General features: G+C 60.1%; 15 protein-coding genes. 1 reads left to right on the forward strand and 14 read right to left on the reverse strand.

All coding sequences use genetic code 11. From position 1 onward, the window contains the following. The first annotated feature begins 60 nt into the window (after positions 1-60). Positions 61-681 carry a BON domain-containing protein gene (locus EJD88_RS10200; RefSeq protein WP_099584796.1) on the forward strand — a complete coding sequence of 207 codons (621 nt, stop codon included), beginning with the start codon at positions 61-63 and terminating at the stop codon, positions 679-681. 147 nt (positions 682-828) lie between these two features. Here the strand turns inward: EJD88_RS10200 and EJD88_RS10205 are convergent, their stop codons facing one another. From EJD88_RS10205 to dksA, 14 genes are all read right to left on the reverse strand, one after another. Continuing rightward, positions 829-3,762 (reverse strand): DUF748 domain-containing protein, encoded by a 2,934-nt coding sequence (locus tag EJD88_RS10205; RefSeq protein ID WP_158877889.1) that lies wholly within the window; start codon positions 3,760-3,762, stop codon positions 829-831. An 87-nt stretch (positions 3,763-3,849) separates the two neighbouring features. Beyond that, positions 3,850-4,866 carry a class I SAM-dependent rRNA methyltransferase gene (locus tag EJD88_RS10210; protein ID WP_158877890.1) on the reverse strand — a complete coding sequence of 339 codons (1,017 nt, stop codon included), beginning with the start codon at positions 4,864-4,866 and terminating at the stop codon, positions 3,850-3,852. 55 nt (positions 4,867-4,921) lie between these two features. Then, positions 4,922-5,791 carry an oxygenase MpaB family protein gene (locus EJD88_RS10215; RefSeq protein WP_099584799.1) on the reverse strand — a complete coding sequence of 290 codons (870 nt, stop codon included), beginning with the start codon at positions 5,789-5,791 and terminating at the stop codon, positions 4,922-4,924. A 16-nt stretch (positions 5,792-5,807) separates the two neighbouring features. Further along, complete coding sequence (gene acs, locus EJD88_RS10220) at positions 5,808-7,745, reverse strand: acetate--CoA ligase (RefSeq protein WP_158877891.1); 1,938 nt, start codon at positions 7,743-7,745, stop codon at positions 5,808-5,810. 105 nt (positions 7,746-7,850) lie between these two features. After that, positions 7,851-9,515 (reverse strand): glucose-6-phosphate isomerase, encoded by a 1,665-nt coding sequence (pgi, locus tag EJD88_RS10225; RefSeq protein WP_099584801.1) that lies wholly within the window; start codon positions 9,513-9,515, stop codon positions 7,851-7,853. 224 nt (positions 9,516-9,739) lie between these two features. Continuing rightward, positions 9,740-10,591, reverse strand: a complete 852-nt coding sequence (gene panC / locus EJD88_RS10230; RefSeq protein WP_158877892.1) for a pantoate--beta-alanine ligase — start codon at positions 10,589-10,591, stop codon at positions 9,740-9,742. Next, positions 10,588-11,388, reverse strand: a complete 801-nt coding sequence (gene panB / locus EJD88_RS10235; RefSeq protein ID WP_099584803.1) for a 3-methyl-2-oxobutanoate hydroxymethyltransferase — start codon at positions 11,386-11,388, stop codon at positions 10,588-10,590. The genes panC and panB overlap by 4 nt, the downstream gene beginning before the upstream one ends. A gap of 367 nt (positions 11,389-11,755) precedes the next feature. Beyond that, entirely contained in the window at positions 11,756-12,241 is a 486-nt protein-coding gene (folK, locus tag EJD88_RS10240; RefSeq protein ID WP_112196756.1) for a 2-amino-4-hydroxy-6-hydroxymethyldihydropteridine diphosphokinase, read from the reverse strand. 2 nt (positions 12,242-12,243) lie between these two features. Continuing rightward, positions 12,244-13,644, reverse strand: coding sequence for a polynucleotide adenylyltransferase PcnB (locus EJD88_RS10245; protein ID WP_099584806.1), 1,401 nt, complete (start codon positions 13,642-13,644; stop codon positions 12,244-12,246). A 699-nt stretch (positions 13,645-14,343) separates the two neighbouring features. Further along, entirely contained in the window at positions 14,344-15,771 is a 1,428-nt protein-coding gene (locus EJD88_RS10250) for a sigma-54 dependent transcriptional regulator (RefSeq protein WP_099584807.1), read from the reverse strand. Positions 15,772-15,793: 22 nt separating this feature from the next. Continuing rightward, positions 15,794-18,748, reverse strand: coding sequence for a sensor histidine kinase (locus EJD88_RS10255; protein WP_160385051.1), 2,955 nt, complete (start codon positions 18,746-18,748; stop codon positions 15,794-15,796). Beyond that, a complete protein-coding gene (locus EJD88_RS10260) occupies positions 18,732-18,908 on the reverse strand; it encodes a hypothetical protein (protein ID WP_003176118.1) in 177 nt (58 codons plus the stop codon). The genes EJD88_RS10255 and EJD88_RS10260 overlap by 17 nt, the downstream gene beginning before the upstream one ends. Before the next feature lie 62 nt (positions 18,909-18,970). After that, entirely contained in the window at positions 18,971-19,858 is an 888-nt protein-coding gene (gluQRS, locus tag EJD88_RS10265) for a tRNA glutamyl-Q(34) synthetase GluQRS (RefSeq protein WP_158877893.1), read from the reverse strand. A gap of 83 nt (positions 19,859-19,941) precedes the next feature. Continuing rightward, positions 19,942-20,385 (reverse strand): RNA polymerase-binding protein DksA, encoded by a 444-nt coding sequence (dksA, locus tag EJD88_RS10270; protein WP_099584810.1) that lies wholly within the window; start codon positions 20,383-20,385, stop codon positions 19,942-19,944. Positions 20,386-20,520: the final 135 nt, after the last annotated feature.

The following is a 20,520-nucleotide window of genomic DNA, read 5'->3' on the forward strand; positions in this document are numbered from 1 at the left end:
TAACGCTGCAGCATCAAGGTTCACGTACTGCAGACTTTTAATAAAACAGGAGTTACTCGTATGAAGAAGTTCGCTCTCGCTACTGCTACCGCTCTGACTCTGGCCATGGGTGCTAACGTAGCCTTTGCTCAGACTTCCCAAGCCCCTATGACGTTGGCGGCTGGCGAAGCTACCAAGGCCAAGGAAAGCGTTTCGGATACTTGGATCACCACCAAAGTCAAATCCGACCTGCTGACCGAAAAGGGCATTCCTGGTTCGGACATCAAGGTTGAAACCAACAAAGGCGTGGTTTCCCTGTCCTCGACAGTCGCTATCTCCGACGCACAGAAAGCTACTGCTGTCGCGATCACCAAAAAGATCAAAGGCGTCACTGCTGTTTCCGCTGATGGCCTGATGGCTGGCGGTGCTACCAAAGCAGATGGCATCGACAAAACCAAAGGCGCAGCCCATGACGCCAAGGAAACCACCAGCGACACTTGGATCACCACCAAGGTAAAAGCTGACCTGGTTACCGAAAAGGGTATTCCTGGCACCGACATCAAGGTCGAAACCAATAAAGGCGTTGTTTCCCTGTCGTCGACCGTAGCCGTTAGCGAAGCGCAGAAAACCACTGCTGTGGCGATTACCAAGAAAATCAAAGGCGTTAAAGCTGTCTCGGCCGATGGCCTGAAAGCAGAGTAACGCTGGACAGTTCGTTTGACTTAAGCGGCGGCCACGAGTGAGCTAGATATCCACTCAATGCACCTCTAAGGTTCATGCGACCGACCACACGGATGTGGTCAACTCAGGCCCCGGCACTTGTGTCGGGGCCTGTTCTATTGGGCCAGGTTATTCGGCATCCAGGTGCATGAGCGTTACCACACGGCCATCTTTCTCCGCCTGGCCCAGGTTGGCATCAATAAAGTACACGCGGTCGTCTTCCAACTGGCCCTTGTCCACCAGGTAATCCTTGATGGTGCTGGCACGATCCTGGCCGAGTTGACGCAGCAGCACGTCGCTATTGCTCCAGAACTTGATCACGCCGTCACGCAGCTTGGCTGACCGGTCATCGCGGCTCAGGTCTTTCCACTCCGCAGGTGGCTGTTGTTTCACGCGGGTACGGTAGATGCCTTCGAGCAACGGTGCTTTTTCGCTTTCCGGAACGACCAGCAACGACGCCTGAGCCGGGACTTTATCGCCGCGGCGCTGGAGGATTTTGTAGTAGTTGTACTGGTATTCGCGTTCCAGGCGTTCGGCGGCCAGGAAAGGGCCGTCGCTGCTGGCAGCCGCTGTGCCTTCAATTTCCAGGCGTAGGGCTGGGCGTTCCTTGAGTGCCTTGGCCAGTGTGTTCAGCGCGCTCTCGGCGTCTTTGCTCAACTCGCTGGAACCCGGGGCGAAGGACACATTGCCCAAGTCCTCCGAGCCGCCCCCGGTGACCAACCCGCCGATAAACTTGAACGGCGCTGTCGCTGCACGGACCACCAGGTTACGCAGGGTCTGCCACACAATCGGCATCACGCTGAATTGCGGGTTGTTCAGGTCGCCAGTAACCGGCAGCTCGATCGAGATCTTGCCGTCGGTGTCCTTGAGCAAGGCGATTGCCAGACGAATCGGCAAGTCCACGGCATCGGCGCTGTCGACCTTCTCACCCAGTTGCAGTTGCTCGACCACCACTTTGTTCTCGGCCTTCAACTGGCCTTTGGTGATCACGTAGTGCAAGTCGAGGTTCAGGCGGCCCTTGCGGATACGGAAGCCGGCGAACTTGCCTGAATAAGGCGTCAATGTGGTCAGCTCAACGCGTTTGAAACTGGTGGCGATGTCCAGCGCTGACATGGGGTCAAACGGGTTTACGCTGCCTTTGATCGTCACCGGCGCGTAGCGGTCCACCTTGCCCTTGATATCGACGCTGGCCGGTTTGGCCTGACGGCTGTCAATCGTGCCGATCTGTCCGTTGAGCTGTTGAATGGCGGTGGCGAAGTTGGGTGTAAGACTGAAGTCGGCAAAATTGGCCGAGCCGTCGTTGATAGCAATCTGCCCGATACGAATGCCCAGGGGTTTATCGTTGCTCGCAGCAGGCTTGGCCGCCGATTTGGCACCCGTGTCGGCTGGCTGCGGGATCAGCAGGTCGTCGACGTTGGTGGTGCGGTCATCGTTGATCATGAACCGCGCATAGGGTTGCAACAGGTTGACCTTGTCGATCGACAGGCTGTTGCCGTGCTGATAGTTCAGACCCTCGACGACCAGACGCTGCCATTTGAGGAAGTCACGGGTCTTCAGGGTGTCCAAGGTGTGCAACTGGTCAACCTGCGCCCGCCCGGTAATCTGCAGCGCCAGGGGCTCGGTGCTTTTCAGGTTCACGTCGAGGTCACTGCCGAGCATGCCACTACGCAGTTCAAGACGGATAAACGGGCTGATATAGGACTGGGCGACCCGCAGGTCGATGTCCTTGGTGGTGACCTTCAACTTGGCGCTGACCGGGTTGAGGTTGACTTCGCCGGTTGCCTGGATCTTGCCTTGCTTGCCCAGGCCGCTGTCGACCTTGAGGGTGAATGGGCTCTGGTTGAGGCTGTCGAAATTCTGTACATCGACATTCAACGGGCCCAGCTCCAGCGCTACGGCTGGTTTGACCTGTCGGTCGGCCAAGTGCACTTGATAGTTGCGCAGTTGCACGTCCTTGAGCAGCACCTGCCAAGGTTTGCTTGGCGCAGCGGGTGCAGGCTTTGGCGAATCGGCGGTGGCGGGCGCCGTGGCGGGCTCCGGCGCCTTGGCTGGCTTGTTCGGTTGGCTGGCGAACAGTTTCTGCCAGTCCAGTTGCCCATCGGCTTCACGGGCGGCCCAGGTTTCCAGTTTGTTGCTGCGGATCTTGCCGACCACCACTTGTTGCTTGGCCAGGTCCACCGTGGTCTCGCTGACGTCCAGGCGCTCCAGGCGCACCAGCGGGCGGCCATCCGGCGCCTTGATGGCGAACGGCGCGATGCTGGCGGCTGTGTTTGTCAGGTTCAGCTCGGTTTCTTTGGCCAGGCTGAATTTATAGTCGGTACTGAAGTTGAGCACACCGTCTTCGAGGACCAGGGGCAGCGCGTCACGCACATACGGCCACCAGGCTTTCATCTTGCCGTCAGTGACCTTCAGCGTACCTTCGGACGTGATCGGCACCAGGCTGAAGTTGCCTTTCCAATCGATCTGCCCGCCCTCAGGGCCTGCCGCGACCAAGGTCATGTCGGCATTGTCTTCAGGCAAGGTGCTGAGGTTTTTGAGCTCAAAGTCGAGTTTGTCGTAGAGAAATTCGATCGGCTCGCTGGGGCGTAGATCCTGGAAGTGCACATAACCGCCGGCCAGCTTGATGCTGTCGATACGCAGTGGGAACGGCTTGGCGTCGGGATCGGCGGGGGACGGTTCGCTCGCAGGTAATTTGAACAACTGCGCCAGGTTCAATTGGCCGGACTTGTCGAACAGCAGCTCGGTCTTGGGCTGATCCAATTGCACATCGGCCAGATGCAGTGCGCGGGTCCACAGGCTGTCGATCTGCAGGTTGGCGTAAAGGCGCTCAAAACCTACCAGTTCCTTGCCGGGTTCACCAATCTTCAGGCCCCATGCGGTGACTTCCAGGCTGAACGGATTGAGCTCGATGCGCTCGATCCGCGCCGGCACCGTGGCGTAATTGGCCAGTTGTTGGTTGGCAATGCGAAGGGCGATGCCCGGCAGAATCAAAAAGCCCAGCAAGCTGTACAGGGCAAGGGCGGTCAACAAGGCGCCAGTGGCGCGAATCAATCCTTTGGACATGGGGCGGCGCCATCTATATCGAACAGGAGTGCCTTGGAGTATGGCACGGGTTTTCGGTTCCGAAGAGCCGGTGCTTTGGGACGTGTCCTACAGCTGGAGTATCAGTGTTTTCAGGGGTGGCTGCTGATCCTGTGAAGGAAAGTCCGCCCCCGGTGTCATGATTTGCCAGTCGCGCACGGGGCGCCCGGCTTTTTCCGCACAGCGCAGGACCTGTTCGCGCCAATCCTCCATGCTGACTTTTGCCAGGTTGTTGCAGCAAATCAGCACGCCGTTATCCGCCGTCGCGAGCAGTGCGGGCTTGAGCAGGCTCTGGTAGTCGCGCAACAGGTCGACGGTGCCGAAGGCGCTCTTGGCCCAGGCCGGAGGATCGAGCAGCACCAAGTCATATTGACGCTGTTCAAGACGCGGGTAGCTCGGCAGTTTCTGCCCGCGCCGTTGGGTAATCGGCAGCCCGGCCAGCTGGCGAATCGCCGGGAAGTAGTCGGACTGCACAAACGCCATGCTCGGCAGTTTTGGGTTGAGCAGGCCGTTTTCACGCCCGACCGCCAGGTTGCCTTCAGCGAAGTCCAGGTTGCACACCTCACTCGCGCCACCGGCCGCGGCGCTCAGGCCCACGCCGCAGGTGTAGGCGAACAGGTTCAGCACGCTTTTGCCGGCGCTGTGCTCTTTGATCCAGCCGCGTGTATTGCGCAGGTCGAGGAACAGCAAAGGATCCTGCCCGGCATGGCGGCCACGCACACGGTAATTGAGGCCCCATTCGTGGCCGACCAGGTCTTCCAGTGCTGCGGGTTCGGCGCGATAGACCGTGTCTTCGCGGTCGATCCGCGAGTTGCCACGGGAGCGGTCGTTGTAGACCAGCAGCAACTCCAGGCCCAGGTACTGGTTGATCAGTTGATGCAGGTCCAGCAGGTCTGCTGTTTCCAGCGACTGATGGAAGCTCTGCACCAGCAACTGCGGGCCGTAGCGGTCGATGGTCAGGCCACCGGCACCTTCCTGGCTGCCGTGGAACAGGCGATAGCAATCGGTGCCTTGGGCGTGCAGCTCGTTGATCAGGTCTTGGCGATGATCGAGGGCGGCGCGCAGCGCCTGATTCAAGGGAGACATGGAGCGCGCCTGGCTGTAAATGAGGGCGCGAAGTTTAACAGCTATAGGGCCTTGCCTACATCAACCCCATCCGTCGGTGTGCCCGTTGTACCGAACCATTGCGCATCGCCCAGCGCAGCAGCGGCGCACTGCGCTTGACCCCGGCGCGGATCATCTGGCGTTGCATCGGGTTCTGCCGCTGACCGAGCATGGCGCTGGCCCAGTCCGGCAGCAGGTCGATTCCGGCCTGCATCATCAAGGCGCCAAACGGCTTGGCCAACGTGCTGGGCGAAGGCGCGTTCAGCAGCAGGCGCAGTACTTCGCGGCTGCGTTCGTCACACAGCAATTGTGGGCGGATGCGCTCCAGATAATCGGAAATTTCCTGCCGTGATCGCGGTACATTCCGTGCGCCCAAGCGCTCCGCTATCAAGGCGATTTCGCTGTAGTAACGATCCTGGTCGCGCCCCGAAAGCGTCGGGTTGCGATAGCGCAAATGGGCGGCGAGAAAGTTACTCACCTCCGCTACATGCACCCAGGTCAGCAGGTCCGGGTCGCTTGCCGCATAAGGCCGCCCATCCGGGGCATGGCCGACCACCTGCAAATGAATGGTGCGCACTTTTTCGATCAGCCAGTCGGCATCTTTGCGCGAACCGAAGGTAGTGCCGGAAATGAACTGCGAAGTGCGCCGCAGGCGCCCGAGCATGTCCTGGCGAAAGTTCGAATGGTCCCACACGCCGGCCAGGGCCAGAGGATGCAGGGCTTGCAGCATCAACGCACTGATACCGCCGATGAGCATGCTGCTGAAATCGCCATGAACCTGCCAACTGACCGAGTCCGGCCCGAACAGGCCGGGATCGCCCTTGGGGTTTTCCAGGTCCAGTTGGCCCAGTGACAAGCCGGTGAGGCTCATCAGTTGGGTTTCGATACGGCTGCGGATAAATTCCATGGCGAGTCAGGAGTTCCTAGCGGTTCAGGCGTTTGTCGATCAGGCCGTCCACGACGCTGGGGTCGGCGAGGGTCGAGGTATCGCCGAGGCTGTCCAGTTCGTTGCAGGCGATCTTGCGCAAAATCCTGCGCATGATCTTGCCGGAGCGGGTTTTCGGCAAGGCCGGTGCCCATTGGATCAGTTCCGGCTTGGCAAAGCTGCCGATTTCCTTGCTGACCAGCTCCAGCAGGTGTTTTTTCAGCGCATCGCTGGGTTCCACACCATTCATGGGGGTGACGAAGGCGTAGATGCCCTGGCCTTTGACATCGTGGGGGTAGCCCACCACCGCAGCCTCGGCCACTTGGTCGTGGAGCACCAGCGCACTTTCCACCTCGGCGGTGCCGATACGGTGCCCGGACACGTTGATCACATCGTCGATACGCCCGGTGATCCAATAATCGCCGTCTTCATCGCGACGTGCGCCGTCGCCGGTGAAGTAGTAGCCGGGGTAGGGCTTGAAATAGGTGTCGATCATCCGCTGTGGGTCGCCGTAGACACTGCGGATCTGCCCCGGCCAGCTTGACTTGATCGCGAGCACGCCGCTGCCGGCGCCCGTGATCACCTTGCCCTGCTCATCCAGCAACACCGGTTGCACGCCAAACATCGGCTGGGTGGCGCAGCCCGGCTTGATCCGCTGGGCGCTGACCAACGGGCTGAGCATGATGCCGCCGGTCTCGGTCTGCCACCAGGTATCCACAATCGGGCAGCGTTGTTCGCCCACGGCGTTGAAGTACCAGTCCCAAGCCTCTGGATTGATCGGCTCGCCCACGCTGCCCAGTAAACGCAGGCTGGCGCGGGAGGTGTTTTCCAGTGGGCCGTGGCCCTCGCGCATCAAGGCGCGCAAGGCCGTTGGGGCGGTGTAGAAAATATTCACCTGGTGTTTATCGATGACCTGCCAGAACCGCGAGCTATCCGGGTAGCTCGGCACGCCCTCGAACATCAGCGAGGTGGCGCCATTGGCCAGCGGGCCATACACGATGTAGCTATGGCCGGTGACCCAGCCCACATCGGCGGTGCACCAGAACACCTCGCCGTCTCGGTAATCGAGCACGTATTTGAAGGTCATGGCCGCCTGCAGCAGGTAGCCGCCGGTGGTGTGCAGCACGCCCTTGGGTTTCCCGGTGCTGCCGGAGGTGTACAGGATGAACAGCGGGTCTTCGGCGTCCATCGGCTCTGGCGGGCAATCGTCGCTGGCCGCGTCCACGGCCTGCTGGTAGTTGAGGTCGCGGTCTTCGCTCCAGTTCACGGCGGCACGGGTGCGTTGCACCACCACGACGGTGCTGACATTCGGACAACTGGCCAGGGCCTTGTCGACATTCTGTTTCAAGGCAACGGGCTTGCCGCCGCGCACGCCTTCATCGGCGGTGATCACGGTCCGACAGTCGGCGTCGAGAATACGGTCGCGCAGCGCATCCGGCGAAAAGCCACCAAACACGACTGAGTGCACGGCGCCAATACGCGTGCAGGCCAGCATGGCGTAGGCCGCTTCCGGGATCATCGGCATGTAGATGCACACGCGGTCGCCTTTATTCACCCCACGGCTTTTCAGCACGTTGGCCAGGCGGCAGACGTTCTGGTGCAGTTGGCGGTAGGTGATGGTGGAGGATTTTTTCGGATCATCGCCCTCCCAGATGAAGGCCGGCTGATCGGCGCGTTGTGCCAGGTGACGGTCGATGCAGTTATAGCTGACGTTCAGTTGGCCGCCGGCAAACCATTGGGCCGCGCCCGTGCGGATGTCCGAGTGTTGAACGGTGTGCCAGGGGGTGGTCCAGTCGAGAAAGCCCTTGGCCTGTTCGGCCCAGAACGTATCGGGTTGCTCAATGGATTGACGATAGAGGCGCTGGTAGTCCTCTTGACTGAGTTGCGCAGCCCGACGGACGGCATCGGCGGTGGGAAACGTGCTGATATCGAACATGAGCGATCCTTATTCTTGTTTTTGCGACAAGCTATAAAGATGCACCCTGTGTGAGGAGGGTTCAAGGCCAACGTCCAAACGGACGTTGGCCCTGCGATACCTGGATCAGCCGCGGTGACGGCCGCGGAAGTAGTTGATCAGGCCCTGGGTCGAAGCGTCTTCGGCCAAGGTTTCTTCGGCGCCGGTCAGGCGGTTGTAGACGCCCTTGCCCAGCTCTTTACCCAGCTCCACGCCCCATTGGTCAAAGGCGTTGATACCCCAGATCACGCTCTGCACGAACACTTTGTGCTCATACATGGCAACCAGCGCGCCGAGGCGACGCGGGCTGATGCGCTCCACCACCAGGGTATTGCTCGGACGGTTGCCCGGGATCACCTTGTGAGGGGCCAGCTTCTGCACTTCGTCTTCCGGGATGCCCTTGTCGCGCAGCTCGGATTCGGCTTCGCTGCGGGTTTTGCCGAGCATCAGGGCCTGGCTCTGGGACAGACAGTTGGCGTACAGCCACTGATGGTGGTCGGACACCGGGTTGAAGCTGACGATCGGCACGATGAAGTCGGCCGGGATCAGTTGAGTCCCTTGGTGCAGCAACTGGTGGTAAGCATGCTGACCGTTGCAACCCACGCCACCCCAGATCACCGGGCCAGTATCGGTGGACACCGGTTTGCCATCCTGGCGCACGCTCTTGCCGTTGGATTCCATATCCAGCTGTTGCAAATGTTTGGTGATGTTACGCAGGTAGTGATCGTACGGCAGGATCGCATGGCTCTGCGCACCCCAGAAGTTGCCGTACCACACGCCCAGCAGGCCCAGCAGCACCGGCATGTTCTGCTCGAACGGCGCGTTCTGGAAATGCTGGTCCATGGTGTAGGCACCGGACAGCAGTTCCTTGAAGTTGGACATGCCGATGGCCAGGGCAATAGGCAAGCCGATGGCCGACCACAGCGAGTACCGGCCGCCGACCCAGTCCCACATCGGGAAGATGTTTTCTTCGCGGATACCGAAGGCCACGGCTGCCGCGTTGTTGCTCGACACGGCAATGAAGTGGCGGTACAGCTCGGCTTCCGAGCCACCCTGGGCCAGGTACCAGGCGCGGGCGGCCTGGGCGTTTTTCAGGGTTTCGAGGGTGTTGAAGGATTTCGACGAGACGATAAACAGCGTGGTCTCGGCGCGCAGCTTCATGGTCAGCTCGTGGAACTCGCTGCCGTCGATGTTCGCCAGGTAATGGCAGCGCACGCCTTTGTGGGCGTAGGACAACAGCGCTTCGGAGACAAGTTCCGGGCCGAGGAACGAGCCACCGATGCCGATGTTCACCACGTCGGTGATGGGCTTCTCGGTGTAGCCACGCCACAGGCCGTCATGGATGCGGCCGACCAGGTCAGTGATCTGGTTCAGCACCTTGTGCACGTCCGGCATGATGTTCACGCCGTTGACCGACAGCTTGTCGCCCACCGGGCGGCGCAGGGCGGTGTGCAGGGCAGGGCGGCCTTCGGACGAGTTGACCGGCTCGCCAGCGTACAGCGAGTCGATCGCGTCCTTGAGGCCGACTTCCTTGGCCAGGCCGACGAGCAGGTCGCGGGTCTCGCTGGTGATCAGGTTTTTCGAGTAATCGAGGAAAAGTCCGCAGCTGCTCAAGGTGAATTGGGAAAATCGCTGGGGATCGGCATTGAACGCTTCGCGCATGCTGAAATCCTGCATGGCTTGGCGATGTTGATTGAGCGCTTGCCAGGCGGGCAGAGCGGTAACGTCATGAGGGGTGCGGTAGTACGCCATCGCTGCGGGTTTCCTTTTATTACAGGGACTGCCTTTAGGACACTTCAAAGCCCGGAACATCCAGTCTTATCTCAAGGAATGGGTTCCAGACAGCGCTAACTATAGCGCCGGGCGATTACATTAAACCTAGCGTGTCGATATGTCTTGGCTTTGTCTGCGCTGTGGCCGGTACTTTTTTATACCGGCACGGCGAGCAGGGCAATCGGCGGGGTGTATTGCGGGGTTTAAATGAGGTTCAGATGCAGGTTGTCGATCAGGCGGGTCGTGCCCAGGAAGGCCGCCACCAGGATGACGATGTCCTTGTCCTCGGGGGTTGCCGGGCGCAGATGCACGCCCTGGCGCACTTCGAGGTAATCCAGGCGCAACCCGGCCGCTTCGATCTGCTTGACCTGTTCGGCGCGCAGCGCGGCAAAATCGTGGTCACCGTTCTTGATGGCGGCGGCAATCTGGCTGAGGCTGCGATACAGCACCGGCGCGATCCCACGTTCCTCTGCATTGAGGAAACCGTTGCGCGAGGACAGCGCCAGGCCGTCTTCGGCGCGCACGGTGGGCTCGCCGATGATCTGGATAGGCATGTTCAGGTCATGGACCATGGCGCGAATCACGGCCAGTTGCTGGTAATCCTTTTGACCAAATACCGCGATGTCCGGCTGGACCATGTTGAACAGTTTGCTGACCACGGTCGCCACGCCTTCGAAATGCCCAGGACGGCTGGCGCCGCACAAGCCTTCGGACAGTTGCGGCACGCTGACGCGGGTCTGGCCGGTCATGCCACCGGGGTACATCTCTTCGACGGTCGGTGCGAACAGCAGGTTGCAGCCCGCTTGCAGGAGCTTTTCCTGGTCGGCGGCGAGGGTGCGGGGATACTTGTCCAGGTCTTCGCCTGCGCCAAATTGCAGCGGGTTGACGAAGATGCTGGCGACGACAAAGTCCGCTTGCTGCACAGCCTTGGTCACCAGGGTGGCGTGGCCGCTGTGCAGGTTGCCCATGGTGGGCACGAAGCCAATGCGTTTACCGGCCATGCGGGCGTGGGCGACGGCGGATCGTAGTTCGCGTACGGTTCTTACGGTGTTCATGCAGAGAATCCGTGTTCGGCGCCTGGGAAGGTCACGCCTTTGACTTCGCTGACGTAAGCGCTCAATGCCGCGTGGATGCTGTCCTGGCCGGTCATGAAGTTCTTCACGAACTTTGGCACGCGGCCGGTAATCGACAGGCCGAGCATGTCGTGGAGCACCAGCACCTGCCCGTCGGTGGCCGAGCCCGCGCCAATGCCGATCACTGGCACTTTGACGGCCTGGGTGATTTCGGCGGCGAGTTCGCTGGGCACGCATTCAAGCAGGATCATCGCAACGCCCGCTTGCTCCAGGGCAATGGCATCGGCACGCATCTGGCGCGCCTGGGCTTCGTTGCGGCCTTGTACCTTGTAGCCGCCGAGGATGTTCACCGACTGTGGCGTAAGGCCCATATGTGCGCACACCGGCACGCCGCGTTCAGCCAGCAGGCGAATCGACTCGGCGAGCCACACGGCACCTTCCACTTTGACCATGTGCGCACCGGCGCGCATCAGTTTGCCAGCGTTGAGGAAGGTCTGTTCGACCGTGGCGTAGTCCATGAACGGCAGGTCGGCGATGATGAAGGCGCCGTTGTTACCGCGCTTGACGCTGGCCGTGTGGTAGGCCAGTTCATCGGTGGTCACGGGGAGGGTGCTGTCATTCCCTTGAAGAACCATGCCCAGGGAGTCGCCTACCAGCAACACCTCAACCCCGGCCTGGCAGCTGGCGTGGGCGAAGGTAGCGTCGTAGCAGGTCAGCATGGTGATTTTTTCACCTTTGAGCTTGAGGCTCTGCAAGGTGGTCAGGGTAATGTCTGGCATGAAAAGGGTCCTCGTTCAGGCGCTTGGAAACAGCGAGTTACGCGCGTGAGTCTTCGTTTTATACAGGCGCACCGTCTTGAGAGCAGTGCTTATAAGGCCTGGATTGCGCCCTTCAGCGCCGGGTTGGCGGCAGCGGGACGCCTATAGTCGTGAGGAGGACACGGGAAGTCAATTGGATGTGTTACCGCATTGTTACGATGACGGTGTTACCGCTGTTACTGACGCGATTCAGCAAATGGGAAAGCGATTTTGAGGGTGTAGGTGATCAAAATGTGGGAGCTGGCTTGCCTGCGATGCAGGCGCCTCGGTCTTTCAGTGAAACCGAGGTGATGCTATCGCAGGCAAGCCAGCTCCCACATTGATCGAGTCAGTTTTGGGGCAAGCGTTCCAGGCCGACAAACGGGCAGGCGGTCAGCAAGTCGTTGAGCGTTTGACCGTTGGGCAGTTGCAGCGATGCGGGCGCTAGCTCGGCCAGTGGATACAGCACAAATGCGCGCAGGTGCATCTGGTAGTGCGGGACCTTGAGGCGCGGTTCATCGATCAGTTGATCGCCAAACAGCAGGATATCCAGGTCAAGCGTGCGCGGCCCCCAGCGCTCAAGGCGTTCGCGGCCCTGGTCGTTCTCGATGGCTTGCAGCGCATCCAGCAGGTCCAGGGGCGCGAGGCTGCTGTCCAAGGCGGCGACCGCATTGGTGTAGCGCGGCTGGCCTGGGAGCAGGGAATCACTTTGATAGAAGGCAGAGACGCCTGAGACGTGGGTGCCGGGCAACTGCGCCAGCGCTTCGATAGCGCTGCGCAATTGTTGCTCCGGGGCAGCGAGGTTGCTGCCCATGCCGATGTAGATACGTTCCACGTTTATTCGCCTGCGGCGCCCGAGGCATCAGCGCTGCGTTTGCGCTTGCTGCCGCTGCGACGACGCTTTTTAGGTCCTTCGCCGACACCATCACCCTTGCTGCCGAGGTCGCGAATCATGTCGCGGCGCTGGCTGTCGTTGGCGTCCTGGTAGTCGGTCCACCATTCGCCCAGGCCATCGGTCTGCTCGCCGGCACTTTCGCGCAGCAGCAGGAAGTCATAGCCCGCCCGGAAGCGCGGGTTGTCCAGCAGCAGGTCGGCGCGCTTGCCGCTACGGCGGGGCAAGCGTTCCTGCATGTCCCAGATTTCGCGGATCGGCATGGTGAAGCGTTTCGGAATGGCGATACGCTGGCACTGTTCGGCAATCAACTCGTGGGCGGCTTCCTGCATCGCTGGAATCGGCGGCATGCCACGGTCCTGTAAACGCAGTACGCGTTTTGGCAGGGCTGGCCACAACAGGGCAGCAAACAGGAACGCCGGGGTGACCGGTTTGTTCTGCTTGATGCGCAGGTCGGTGTTGATCAAGGCTTCGCTGATCAGCGTGTGGGTATAAGTCGGGTTGTGTTCCAGTGCCTCGGCGCTGGCCGGGAACAGTGGGTCGAACAACTGCAGGTCCACGAGCATCTCAAAGGTGTCGGCGGCGTAGCCCGACAAGAACAGCTTGAGCACTTCTTCGAACAGGCGCGCGGACGGGATTTCCCGCAGCATCGGTGCCAGGTCGCGAATCGGCGCGGCAGTGTGTTTCTCGATGCCGAAGTTGAGCTTGGCGGCAAAACGCACGGCCCGCAGCATGCGCACCGGGTCTTCCTGGTAGCGCTGTGTCGGGTCGCCGATCAAGCGGATCAGGTTGTTACGGATATCGTGTACGCCATTGGCGTAATCGAGGATGCGCTCGCTGACCGGATCGTAATACAGGGCGTTGATGGTGAAGTCACGGCGTTGCGCGTCTTCTTCCAGGGTGCCGTAGACGTTGTCGCGCAGAATGCGCCCGCTCTCGTTGCGCGAAGACTGATTGGTGTCTTCCTCGTCATCGTTTTGCGGGTGACCGGCGCGGAAGGTCGCGACTTCGATGATTTCGCGACCGAAGTGGATATGCACCAACTTGAAACGCCGACCGATGATCCGCGCATTGCGAAACTCGGCGCGGACCTGCTCAGGCGTGGCGCTGGTGGCGACGTCGAAGTCCTTGGGCGTGATATTGAGCAGCATGTCGCGTACGCAGCCGCCCACCAGATAAGCCTGGTAGCCGGCGTTCTGCAAACGTTCGACGATGTTCACCGCATAACGGCTGAACTGAGCGCGCTGCAATGAATGCTGATTGCTGTTAAGCACTTCAGGCGTGCTGCGAATGTGTTGCGTACGACGCAAGGGAGAACGGAATGACTGGAACAACTTCTTCAGCATGGGATGCACTGTTTGAAGGAATGTTCGGCCATAACGAAGAATGACCGCATGATGGGCGGGGATTCTAGCATTTAGTCAGGGGATGGTGTAGGAACAAGCTACAGGCATTGCGCCATAAGCCTTTGAAACGTCAAATTCCAGAAACTACAAGGGGAGCCGAAGCTCCCCCAGAAGTAGTTGCGTGCTCTATTTTTATTATTGGTTTCGGGCTTTTTGTTTTTGTTGATCGCCCTCGCCATGAAGCTTCACCTTCATGACACTCCCAATCGGGAGTCAAGAGCAAACGGATTGCTTTGGTCGCTGTGTTGCTGATCTACGATCCAACCAGTTCAGGCTCTGCCTTAGGGCAGTTTTTGTTGTTCTCGGCCTGGTTGCGGGGCAAGCCCCAAATGCAACGCCTCTCCAAAAGAATCAGTTAGCTGCGCCTCCGCCGTGTTGTTTTTGTTATGCGTGAGTCGATTCGTCTTATTTTTATTTTCTTGTACAAAGCTTGTTATTGTTTTTGTACTAAGCATATAGCAGGGTGCGTGCCAACTTTTGCGAGGCCCAATAAAAGCAGGGGGTTGAGGGGTTTTCGGGTTTTTGACGGACCAAAAAAAGCCGGGGCTCCGTTACCGTAAGCCCCGGCTTTTGTTACGCAAAAAATCAGCGGTAACAGTTTTTTCACATTAGTGGGTGTTACCTGTAGGGGCGAACCCCTCAGCTTTCGCTGGCCACACCGGTCTTGCGGCGTGGAATACCCAGGCGCTGGCGCCGTTCCCACAGGCATTTGCGGCTCACGCCCAGTTTGCGTGCCAATTCGGTCTCGGTCATGTGGTCCTGATGCTCAAGGACGAAGTGCTGGAAGTAATCCTCCAGTGACAAATCCTCTGTCGGCTCATGGCTGGTATTGCTGGCGCCCTGTTGCGGGGCCAGACCCATGAAGTCGTCGTCTTCCAAGTCACTGAGCTCGATATCGATACCCAGCAGCTCGGCGGAAATTTCCGGGCTCTCCGACAGAATCACCGCGCGTTCTACCGCATTCTCCAACTCACGTACGTTACCCGGCCACGAGTAATGTCGAATGGCCTGCTCGGCGTCCGGTGCAAACTTCAGGTCGGTACGGTTGATGCGCGCACTCTGGCGCAGCAGGAACGCGCTGGCGATCTCGTTGACGTCGGCGCCGCGTTCACGCAGAGCCGGCAGCTTGAGTGCGATCACGTGCAGGCGGTAGTACAAGTCTTCACGGAACTGGCCGATCTTGGCGAGGCTCTTGAGGTCCCGGTGGGTCGCCGCGATCAGGCGCACATCGACCTTCTGGGATTGCACCGAACCCACCCGACGAATTTCACCTTCCTGCAGCACGCGCAGCAAGCGCGCTTGTGCTTCCAGTGGCAGCTCGCCGATTTCATCAAGGAACAGCGTGCCGCCGTCCGCCGCTTCCACCAGGCCCGCACGTCCGGCGCTGGCGCCAGTGAACGCGCCTTTTTCGTGGCCAAACAGTTCGGATTCGATCAGGGATTCGGGGATCGCCGCGCAGTTCACCGAGATCATCGGCGCCTTGGCGCGCTTGGACAGGTTGTGCAGGGCGCGGGCCACCAATTCCTTACCGGTGCCTGACTCGCCCTGGATCAATACATTGGAGTCGGTAGGCGCCACCTTGCGGATCTTGCTGTACAGGTCCTGCATCGGTGGGCAGGAGCCGATGATGCCAATCTCGCCGTTGCTGTTGTCGACACCCGGTTTTTCGGCAGCCTTGCCGGCGGGCCGTTGTTCGGCCGGCGCGCTGCTGGCCGACTGACGGTCACGCAGGATGCGCGCCACGGCCTGGAGCATTTCATCGTGGTCGAAGGGTTTGGCGATGTAATCCACCGCGCCCATCTTCATGGAGTCCACTGCCGAGCGCAGGCTGGCGTAGCTGGTCATGATCAGCACCGGCGTGCCCTGGCCAAGCTTGATCAGTTCGGTGCCCGGCGCGCCAGGCAGGCGCAGGTCACTGACAATCAGGTCGAACGTGGGAATGCTGAAACGCTCTTGGGCTTCCTGCACCGAGCCGGCTTCGCTGACTTGGTACTGGTTACGTTCAAGCAGGCGACGCAAGGCAGAGCGGATAATGGTTTCGTCTTCGACGATCAAAATGTGCGGCATTGATTCAATTCTCTCGACGGTCTCAGTTCACAGCGGACGTCGCTTCGACATGACGCGGCAAGGTCACCCGAATACGGGTACCGCGTTGGCTTTCGGTGTCAGCCGGGCTGTCGATGGTGATTTGTCCATAATGCTCTTCAACGATGGAATAGACCAGTGCAAGGCCCAGACCGGTACCTTCACCTGGATCCTTGGTGGTGAAGAAGGGTTCGAACAATCGGTCCATGATGTTCTGTGGAATGCCGCTACCTTCATCTTCGACGATCAGATCGACCGTGTGTTCGAAAGCCTCGGTCTTGACGCGTACTGCACCACCAGCCGGCGTTGCGTCGCGGGAGTTGGACAGCAGGTTGATCAGTACTTGGGCCAGGCGTTGTGAGTCGCCATCGACCCAATGATCGGGGTCGCACAGGTTGAAAAACTGTACTTCGAAATTGCGTCGGTTCAAGGCGAGCAGCCCAATGGCATCCTGCGCCACTTCGGCCAGACAGACGGCTTCGTCCTGATTCTGATGGGCGCCGGCATGGGCAAAGCTCATCAGCGACTGCACGATGCGTGAAACGCGTTTGGTCTGTTCGAGGATTTGCCCGCTGATCTCGGTAATTTCGCCGTCTTCTTCGCGCTCTTCGCGCAGGTTTTGCGCGAGGCAGGCAATACCGGTGATCGGGTTGCCAATCTCGTGGGCCACACCCGCCGCCAGGCGCCCAATACTGGCCAGGCGCTCGGAGTGCACCAGTTTGTCTTCGAGCATCTGGGTTTCGGTCAGGTCTTCCACCAACAGCACCAGGCCGCTGTTACCGGGGGCGAGGGGTTCGTCGATGGCGGCTTTGTGCAGGTTGAGCCAGCGGGTCTGGCCATCCAGGGCCAGATGTTGCTTGTGCAAGTGTTCGTCGGGCAGGTTGATAAAACCCTGGAGCAACTCTTTCCATGGATCGCCGAGTGTATTCAGGCGCGAGCCGACGACGCGCTGGGCGGCGATACCGGTGAGTTCTTCCATGGCTTTGTTCCACATCAGGATCTCCTGATCCTTGGCCAGGGAGCACACGCCCATGGGCAACTCTTGCAGCGTCTGGCGATGGTAGCGGCGCAAGGCATCGAGCTCGGCGGCAAGGCCCGTGAGGCGTGAGTGGTAATCCTCCAGCCGGCTCTCGATGAAATGGATGTCTTCGGTAACGTAGTTTTCGCCGCCGGCCTTGTAGGGCAAAAAGGTCTCTACCATGTCCTGGGACACGCTGGGGCCCATCAGGCCGGACAGGTTGGCTTCGATGCGGTCGCGTAACCGGCGTAGCGCATACGGGCGCCGCTCGTCGAATGGCAGGTAGAGATCGCGCAGCGCCTGTTCAACTTCTTTTTGCGCGGCTTTGGCGCCCAGGGGCTTGGCCAGTTGAGTGGCGAACTCCTGGGGCGAGGCCGCATGCAGTTCGCGCCGTTGCGGGCGACGTACGTTATCCACCGCGCATGCTTCGGCGGCGCTGGTTTCTTCGGGGCTGGCGTTGGTGAACAGCGAGATCAGGGTGAACATCAGGACGTTGGCGGCCAATGAAGCAATCGCGGCCATGTGCCAACTGGTGTCGTCCAGCACGTAAATCATGTTCAGCAGCGGGATGTAGAAACCCTGCAGGTTGCCGACCAGCGGCAACAGCATGGTGACGATCCACACCAGGATCCCGGCGAGCAGGCCCGCGATAAAACCTCGGCGATTGGCCGTCGGCCAATACAGCACCGACAGCACGCCCGGCAGGAACTGCAAGGTGGCGACAAACGCGACGATACCCAGGTTGGCCAGGTCTTGCCCGGCGCCGAGTAACAGGTAAAAACAGTAACCGGCCATGATGATCGCGACGATCAGCGCGCGGCGCGTCCACTTCAGCCAGCGGTAGATATTACCTTCGGCCGGTGGCTGATAAAGCGGCAGCACCAAGTGATTGAGTGCCATGCCGGACAGGGCCAGGGTCGTGACGATGATCAACCCGCTGGCCGCCGACAAGCCGCCGACATAAGCGAGCAGCGCCAATGCCGGGCTATTGGCGGCAATGCCGATGCCAAGGGTGAAATATTCGGGGTTGGTGGTGGCGCCCAACTTGAGGCCGGCCCACAGGATCAACGGCACTGCCAGGCTCATCAGCAGCAGGAACAGCGGCAACCCCCAACTGGCGCTGACCAGCGAGCGCGGGTTGAGGTTTTCGGTAAAGGTCATGTGGTACATGTGCGGCATCACGATCGCCGAGGCGAAAAACACCAGCAGCAGCGTTCGCCATGGACCTTCCTGCAGCGGAGTGTGGAGGGCGGCGAGGGCGGTCTGGTTTTGCAGCAGCCACAGTTCCAGCTGTTGCGGGCCGTCGAACACGCCATACAGCGCATAGAGGCCGACGCCGCCGATGGCGATCAGCTTGATCACTGACTCGAAGGCAATCGCAAACACCAGGCCTTCATGTTTTTCGCGGGTGGCGATATGGCGTGAGCCGAAGAAGATCGTGAACAGTGAAATCAGCGCGCAGAACGCCAGGGCCACCCGATGCTGCACCGGCTCACGGGTGAGGATGCTGATGGAGTCAGCCACCGCTTGTATTTGCAGGGCCAGCAAGGGCAGCACACCGATCAGCATGAACACCGTGGTCAGGGCCCCGGCCCAGGTGCTGCGAAAGCGGAAGGCAAACAGGTCGGCCAGGGACGACAGCTGATAGGTGCGGGTGATTTTCAGGATCGGGTACAGCAATACCGGCGCCAGCAAAAACGCGCCGGACACGCCAAGGTAGCTGGAGAGAAAGCCGTAGCCGTACTGATAGGCCAGGCCCACGGTGCCATAGAAGGCCCAGGCACTGGCGTACACGCCGAGGGACAAGGTGTAGGTCAACGGATGGCGAATGATCGCCCGCGGAATCATTCCGCGCTCACTGATCCAGGCAACGCCGAACAGTGCGGCCAGGTAGGCGGCGCTGATCAGCAGCATCTGGGTGAGGCTAAAGCTCATCGGCATCTTTTTGGCTCTGCAGGATGAAGGTCACGACGATCAGGATCAGCCACAGCAGATAAGGGCGATACCAGGCGCCCGTGGCGTCGATCCACCAATCCATGATGGCGGGAGAAAACAGGTAGATCCCGACGACCAGCAGCAGGACCAATCGATAGATGTACATGTTGGCCTCTGATTAAAAAACTGCGGCGATGGTAACGGATGCCCGGCAAGCTGCAAGCGCCTTCAGCTCAATTGCGCTTCGGCCAGGGTGAGTGTGCGCGGGATCCGCGTGGGATCCCAGTGCCGTATGCCCCAATCCACCAGTTCCCGCGGGCTGGCGTGAAGCAGTTCGCTGCCGGGTTGCTGGCCGAGGGCGCGCAGCGCTCTTACTAGCAAGGGCGTGGCCTGGTCGGGCGTCAACGGCGGCGAGCGGTAGGATTTGCCCAGTTTGTTACCGTCCGGCTGAACGATCAACGGCACATGCAGGTAGCGCGGTTGGCGCAGGCCCAGCAGTTCTTGCAGATACAGTTGGCGCGGCGTGGAGTCGAGTAAATCGGCACCCCGCACGATATCGGTAACACCTTGCCAGGCGTCATCCAGGACCACGGCCAGTTGGTAGGCATAGAGGCCGTCGCGGCGACGGATGACAAAGTCGCCCGCTTCGCGCCCCAGGTGTTGTCGGAATTCGCCCTGTACACGGTCAGTAAAGTGATATGAAAGCTCAGGAACACGTAAGCGGATGGCGGCATCTTGCTGCTCGTGGCCGGCGTTGCGGCACAGGCCAGGGTAGATCCCGTTGTAGGGTTCCAGTTGTTTGCGCGAGCAGGTGCAGGCGTAGGCAAGGCCGTGGTTGAACATGTCGTTCAGCACTTTGGCGTAGGCCTCATGCCGCTCGCTTTGTCGGACCAGTTCACCGTCCCATTCAAAACCATAGCTTTCCAGGGCATGCAGGATCGCCGCCTGGGCACCGGGTTCTTCGCGGGGTGGGTCGAGGTCCTCCATGCGCATCAGCCAGCGGCCTTGGTTGGCGCGGGCATCAAGATAGGAGGCGAGGGCGGCGACCAGGGAGCCAAAGTGTAAATGGCCGCTGGGCGTGGGGGCGAAACGCCCGATATAGGTAGAGGCTGTCATGGGCCGGATACTACTGGAAATTCGGTAAACGCCAGAAACAAAAATGGGGCGTTCGCACGCCCCATCCGTTCAGACCGGCTGAATTATTTGCCGACCTGTTTTTCCTTGATCTCTGCCAGGTTCTTGCAGTCCACGCACATATCAGCGGTAGGACGGGCTTCGAGTCGGCGGATACCGATTTCGATGCCGCAGGAATCACACCAGCCGTATTCTTCGTCCTTGATCAGCTGCAGCGTCTTGTCGATCTTCTTGATCAGCTTGCGCTCGCGATCGCGTGCGCGCAGTTCGAGGGCGAACTCTTCTTCCTGGCTGGCACGGTCGGCCGGGTCAGGGAAATTGGCTGCTTCGTCCTTCATGTGGTCAACGGTACGGTCGACCTCCTGCATCAAGTCCTGTTTCCACTTGTTCAGGATCTTGGTGAAGTGCTCGCGCATGGGCTCGCCCATGTACTCCTCGCCCTTTTTTTCTACATAGGGTTCGAAGCCGCCGAGGCCTTGAGTCTGCTGTTGCTTTGCTTGGGTGGACATGACTAGACCGCCTCTCACTCTTCTAATCCATTGCGCAGGATTGCAACGTCACCGACACCTGCCGGCCCTGCGGCTGCAAGCGGGCGAACTTACCAGATAGATTCGGGGTGCGCCACTCCCGGTTGTCGAGCCTGT

It is taken from the genome of Pseudomonas sp. PB105 (assembly GCF_009764655.1).
Lineage (GTDB): Bacteria > Pseudomonadota > Gammaproteobacteria > Pseudomonadales > Pseudomonadaceae > Aquipseudomonas > Aquipseudomonas cyclaminis.